This window comes from Fibrobacter sp. UWR4, from assembly GCF_003149045.1.
GTDB lineage: Bacteria > Fibrobacterota > Fibrobacteria > Fibrobacterales > Fibrobacteraceae > Fibrobacter.
Genome location: NZ_QGDU01000001.1, coordinates 249,656 through 255,655, shown reverse-complemented (window position 1 = coordinate 255,655; position 6,000 = coordinate 249,656). Strand labels below are relative to the sequence as shown.

The 6,000-nt window shown below is 48.3% G+C and carries 5 protein-coding genes; 1 reads left to right on the top strand and 4 read right to left on the bottom strand.

What is annotated here, in order from left to right; translation table 11 throughout:
• Positions 1–116: 116 nt before the first annotated feature.
• The 4 genes from BGX12_RS01140 to BGX12_RS01130 form a co-directional block, all read right to left on the bottom strand.
• On the bottom strand, positions 117–1,001 hold the full coding sequence (locus tag BGX12_RS01140; protein ID WP_109734249.1) for a hypothetical protein: 885 nt from the start codon (positions 999–1,001) through the stop codon (positions 117–119).
• Between the two features lie 12 nt (positions 1,002–1,013).
• Entirely contained in the window at positions 1,014–2,381 is a 1,368-nt protein-coding gene (locus BGX12_RS01135) for a hypothetical protein (protein ID WP_146196210.1), read from the bottom strand.
• 95 nt (positions 2,382–2,476) lie between these two features.
• On the bottom strand, positions 2,477–2,650 hold the full coding sequence (locus tag BGX12_RS15410) for a hypothetical protein (RefSeq protein WP_158278129.1): 174 nt from the start codon (positions 2,648–2,650) through the stop codon (positions 2,477–2,479).
• Between the two features lie 167 nt (positions 2,651–2,817).
• Entirely contained in the window at positions 2,818–4,227 is a 1,410-nt protein-coding gene (locus BGX12_RS01130; protein ID WP_109734247.1) for a sodium-dependent transporter, read from the bottom strand.
• A gap of 161 nt (positions 4,228–4,388) precedes the next feature.
• On the opposite strand from BGX12_RS01130, the gene sufB reads away from it, so the two are divergent.
• Positions 4,389–5,804: a Fe-S cluster assembly protein SufB gene (gene sufB / locus BGX12_RS01125; RefSeq protein WP_109734246.1), complete on the top strand. Its 1,416-nt coding sequence runs from the start codon at positions 4,389–4,391 to the stop codon at positions 5,802–5,804.
• Positions 5,805–6,000 lie beyond the last annotated feature (196 nt).

Genomic DNA, 6,000 nt, shown 5'->3' with positions numbered 1-6,000 from the left:
TCTCGGTTAAGTCTCATCGCTTGTCCTTTTCTTGGTCGAAAACGCAAGTTAGAAACCTAACCATCCCTAGAATTCACTTTCTAGGGATTTTTTTTTGTTTTCAGCCTAGATCGGATTTACTTGACGATGAGAATCCGCGTATGAAATAAAACACCTGTGGATGACGAGACACCTAACCCGTCATTAGGATCATCCTTTCTAAGGAAGAATCCACTTCCAACATCGCCTGTTTCCGTAGAGTAAAGCACTGTTCCATCGCAGACTTTTGAACTGTTAGAAGACAGATCCACATCAGCAATGGTGGTGATTCTTGACACGACAAGATTTGCACCATTATCTCCAAAATTGATCGTAGAAACCGCTTTAAAGTCAAAATCACCAACTTTGTTAGCATTTTCCCACTTAGCCTCATATTTTTGTAATTTAGAGGACGGCGAAATCTTAAAAAAAGCAGCTACTTGCCCATTCTTATTAGAGTTGGTAAAACTCAAGTCAGTGGTAGATCCCGCTGTATACTCAATACAAATTCCTTTCCAAGAAGAAACATCCCTGGTTTCATCAAACACGAGAGTCGCAAATATACCAGGAGCTAGTTCCATGTTCAAACCATTTTCATCAGCAGGAACATAGCCCTCACCACGTCCAGCATATTTAAAATGAGAGCCAAATACGGTCTGACTAGGATTAACGGAAACATCATATATTACAGTACCACTGCAACGATTTGCAGCATCTTCCCCAGTAACAGAACTGGAAGAACCTGATTGAGGATTCTGAGAATCGCTGGACTTTAAGTCTTTGGAGTCACTGGAGTTTTTATTCTCAATGCCACTACTCATTACGGGATCATGACTATCAGACGACATCTCATCATCTTTGGGCTCATCAACCTTTTGAGCAAATTGATCTTCATACTCATCCTTGAATTCATCAAGGTAGTCAGAGCAACCCACATACATCACGGCAGCAAAGAGTGCAAGACATGCAAAATACTTTTTCATTTTCCACTCTCCTTAGAACAGCAATGTGACGCCAAGGCCAACAAGTCCAACAGCAGCAATACCAAGTCCCACAGCACGAACCGTCTGGGCATTATCAATCTTATCACAAATGTCGTCGTAATCTTTCTGCGATTTTGGAGTTTTATCTCGTTCGGACTTGGCCTTGTTATTGAACACAGCAGCCATCACGCCGCCACCAATCATGACTGCTCCTGCAATTGCAGGAGGAATCCAAGACTTCTTGGAACCGGAATCCTTTGCAGCGCTAGCGTCCTTTGCGGCAGCATTCGCAGCGTCCTGCACAACAGGATCTGCCTTGGAGCTGATCAAAGCGGTCGTATCAAGAGAAGCAAGTTTTTTAACGATAGGAGCAGGTCTTGTAGAATCGCCGACAATGGCGATAGAAGAAATTTCACCCTTCACACGAGCCCGATTAATAGCCTTTTTATTCCCCCAGAACCAACGGCCCATCAAGTCTCTTTCCTGATAGGCGGCGGTGAATTCCACGCGGCCTCTAAAGTTCTGCATTTTACCGTCAGTACCAAGAGGCATCTCCACCTTCTTGTCCAGAATGCTTACGATGATATGGGAATAGCTACGGCCCATAGGCAAAGCTTCCACATTAAAAAGCTGTGCACCATTCAGGAAGTAAGCTCCAGCAACAGTCTTGTTCAAATCCAGATAGAAATCAAGGTACTCCGGTTCAAGAACAATCCGCACATTGGCGCTAGTTTTTGCCAGGGAGTCATTTACCGCCTTGATGCGATCCACAAACAGTGGTGCAAATTCATCGTGAGCCTTGCGAATAACAACTTCGCTACACTTTTCAACCCAACGTTCCATCAGATTTTTCTGCTGGTTCATGCGATTTGCATCGAAGTACAGGTTAAAGTCATAGGTTGCGTCAAAAGCGCCAGCCAAATCCAGCGGTTCAAGATCAACGGAACCATCCAACTTCAGCAGTTTTTCCTTGGAGACGAGAATACCACCAAGAGCATTAGCACAGACCTGAATCTGCTCCGTACGTTCCGCCAGCGAAGAACCCAACTTCACTGAGTTCAGACGAAGTTCACCAGTAAGGTCCATATACTGAGCTTCGAATTCCGGCAAGTCCACAGAGTAGAAATGCCCGCATTCCTCATCCAACACGTCATTGATGGAGATCATGGAACAGCGGTTATTCATTTCCGCAATTCTACTTGCGCGGGCTATCAAGGAGTCAACCTGAGGGTTATCAGCACCCAGTTCCGTTTTCAGGCTTTCAAGATTCTGCTGCAAATTCTGCAATTCAGCAGCATCTTTCACAAAAATGGAGTAAGTCGGGCTAGCAAAGCCCGTAATTGAAAAAAGCAATATGGCAAGAACGCCTAATATTCTCATAGGTACCTAACTTTCGCCAAACTCATAAACACCCCTTATAATATATAAAAGATGCAGTTTTTTCTTAAGCAGGCACCTACCCCAAAGCACTCTTTTTAGCCTATTTTTTCACCCAAAATAACGCTGGCATAGGCAACAGCCACAGCGGTGGCAGCAAGGGCACTACCGGACAGGAAGAACATTCCCGCAAAAACAGCAGGAGTAAGAGCCATTGCTACGGGGAAGATTGCACGGGAAGCGGAGCGGGAAGCACTGATGATATAACGCATGTCTAAACCTAATTACCTTTGCCGCTATGGTGCGGCTCTTTTTGTTACGCAGATAAATATAGGTTTAAAACAATGTCAATAAATGACATAAACTATAAAAAAAGAAAAGTCGACGGTTGATTCCGTCGGCTCTCTTTGTTACAAGCTTATTTATTTATGCGGTGTAATTACTTACCCAAAATCTGGTTATAAAAATCAGGGGCAAACTTCTGGATATAACCCATCGCAAAGATTACCAGCACAATCAGGGGAAGAACCCACTTGATGTAGAAACGGACCACAGCATTTCCAGGCATCTTCATGCCCTTGCCGGTATTGACTTCATCATAGAAGTTCTTCTGACCCCAGCCATAACGGATGTTGCAGAACACTACGAAGAACATCGCTCCCAACGGAAGCAAGGTGTTGGACACCAGGAAGTCTTCCAAGTCAAGGACACCGCTACCGGCACCAAAAGGCTGGAATCCGGAAAGGACGTTAAAGCCCAATGCACAAGGCAAGGACAGGAGGATAATGGCAACAATATTCCAGGTCACCACCTTCTTGCGGTCAAAGCCCTTCAGGTCCATCCAGAAGGCCACAATGTTTTCGAACACGGCCACCAGAGTGGAAAGGGCAGCAAAGCTCATGAACAGGAAGAAGGCAACACCGCACCAGCGGCCAGCAGGCATCTGGCTAAAGATATTGGGGAGGGTCACGAATACAAGGCCAGGACCAGCACCCGGTTCAACACCGAAGGCAAAGCAACTCGGGATGATGATCAAACCTGCAAGCAGGGCGACAATGGTATCCAGGGCGCAGATATTGACGGCTTCCTTAGCCAGAGAATGCTTTTTGCCGATGTAGCTTCCCAGAATGGACATGGAGCCGATACCGATACTCAAGGTAAAGAATGCCTGGCCCATGGCGGCAAAGATTACTTCGGTAATCCCCTGCTGCTGAAGGCGGGTAAAGTCCGGAAGCAAGTAGAACTTCAGACCTTCATCAGCACCAGGGAGAGTCACGGCGCGGATGGCAAGGATAATCATGATGACAAACAGGAGGGACATCATGGTCTTGGTAACACGTTCCACACCCTTCTGGAGGCCAAGGGAGACAATGCCGAGGCCAAGAATTGTGGCAATGGCCATCCAGCCAACTTGAACACTGGGGTTACCCAGCATGGTTCCGAAGCGTTCCCCTACCTGGGCGGGAGTCAAGCCGTGAATATCCCCTTCCACCGCCATGTGGTAGAAGTAATACATCATCCAGCCACTCACAGTGGTGTAGAACATCATGAGCAAGTAGTCCCCGACAATCATGGGATACTTGGCCCAGTGCCACTTGGTCCCTGCAGGCTCCAGTTCCTCGAAAGAACGGCCGATACCGCGCTTACTTCCGCGGCCCACGGCAAATTCTGCAATCAAAGCAGGAAGGCCCAAAATCACCAGGAAGAACAAATAGATAAGAATGAATGCGGCGCCGCCGTACTGACCCGTAATAAAGGGGAATCGCCAAACGTTACCAATACCGATGGCGCAACCGGCCGCAATCAGAATAAAACCTAAACGAGATGCAAAGTTTTCTCTTTCCTTCATTTCCTAGCCTCGAAGATAAGCATTGTGTGAGTGAAAGATAATAAATCCCGCCCTATTGTCATTGCGAGCCTGCGCAGCAGGCGTGGCAATCGAAGCTGTCCCAACCTGCGTTCCCTACAATTTTTGTATATTTGTCCGCGAATTAATCCATAGGTTTTTAAATGAGCGAGAACTACAAGTACGGGTTTGTAACGGATATCGAAAATGAGGCTTTTGAAAAAGGCCTTAACGAAGATGTCATCCGTCGTGCCAGCGCTCTCCGCGGCGAGCCCCAGTTCATGCTGGATTTTCGCCTTAAGGCCTACGAAAAGCTTTTGACCATGGAGCAACCCAACTGGGGCGAGCTGAATTTTGCCCCTGTGGACCTGCAGGACATCGTCTACTATTCCGCACCCAAGAACAAGAAGGCTCACGAAAAGATCGAGGACGTGGACCCGGAACTTCTGGCCACCTTCGAAAAGCTGGGAATTCCCCTGGACGAACAGAAGCGCCTGGCAAACGTGGCCGTGGACGCAGTGTTCGACTCCGTCAGTATTTATACAAGCCACAAGAAGAAGCTCATGGAAATGGGCATCATCTTCTGCAGTATTTCCGATGCCATCAAGGAATACCCGGAACTGATCGAACAGTACCTGGGTAGCGTGGTTCCCGCAGGCGACAACTACTTTGCCGCCTTGAACAGTGCCGTGTTTGGTGACGGAAGCTTCGTCTACATTCCCGCAGGCGTCAAGTGCCCCATGGACCTCAGCACCTACTTCCGCATCAACAACAAGGAAGCAGGCCAGTTCGAACGTACTTTGATTATCGCAGACGACGGCGCCGAAGTCAGCTACCTGGAAGGCTGCACCGCTCCGGAATTCAGCAGCAAGCAGCTCCATAGCGCCATCGTAGAACTGGTGGCCAACGAAAACGCCAAGATCAAGTACAGCACCGTGCAGAACTGGTACGCAGGCGACCGCGAAACCGGCGCCGGCGGCGTGTACAACTTTGTGACCAAGCGCGGTAAATGCGCCGGCAAGAACAGCCGCATCAGCTGGACCCAGGTGGAAACCGGTTCCGCCATCACTTGGAAGTACCCCAGCTGCGTTCTGGTGGGTGACAACTCTGTTGGCGAATTCTACAGCGTGGCATTGACCAACGGACACATGCAGGCCGACACCGGCACCAAGATGATCCACATCGGCAAGAATACCAAGAGCACCATTATCTCTAAAGGTATCAGCGCCGACTGCAGCAGCAACGCCTACCGCGGCGAAGTCAGCATCCGCAAAAATGCTGATGGAGCCCGTAACTACACTCAGTGCGACAGCATGCTGGTGGGAACCAAGAGTGCGGCCCACACCTTCCCCTACATCACCGTGGCAAATCCCACAGCGCAGACAGAACACGAAGCCACCACCAGCCGCATCAGCGAAGACCAGCTGTTCTATTTCGAGAGCCGTGGCATCAAGCGTGAAGACGCCATCCAGGCTATGGTGGGCGGATTCTGCAAGGACGTGTTCAAGGAACTGCCCGGCGAATTCGCTACTGAAGCAAGACAGCTACTGACCCTGAAGCTGGAACACAGCGTAGGGTAAATCGTGCATCATCCTGAGCGACCTCGCGCGTCATCCTGAGCGAAGCGAAGGATCCATTTCCATATTTTTTGTCACTAAACGTGAATTTCTCTAAGTTTAGTGATATGATTTTTACTTTGTCTGCAAAGTAACTTTAAAAGTTTTATCACCAAATCATCAAAAAGACCTAATTAGTGACAAACAAAGAGTCTTTTTT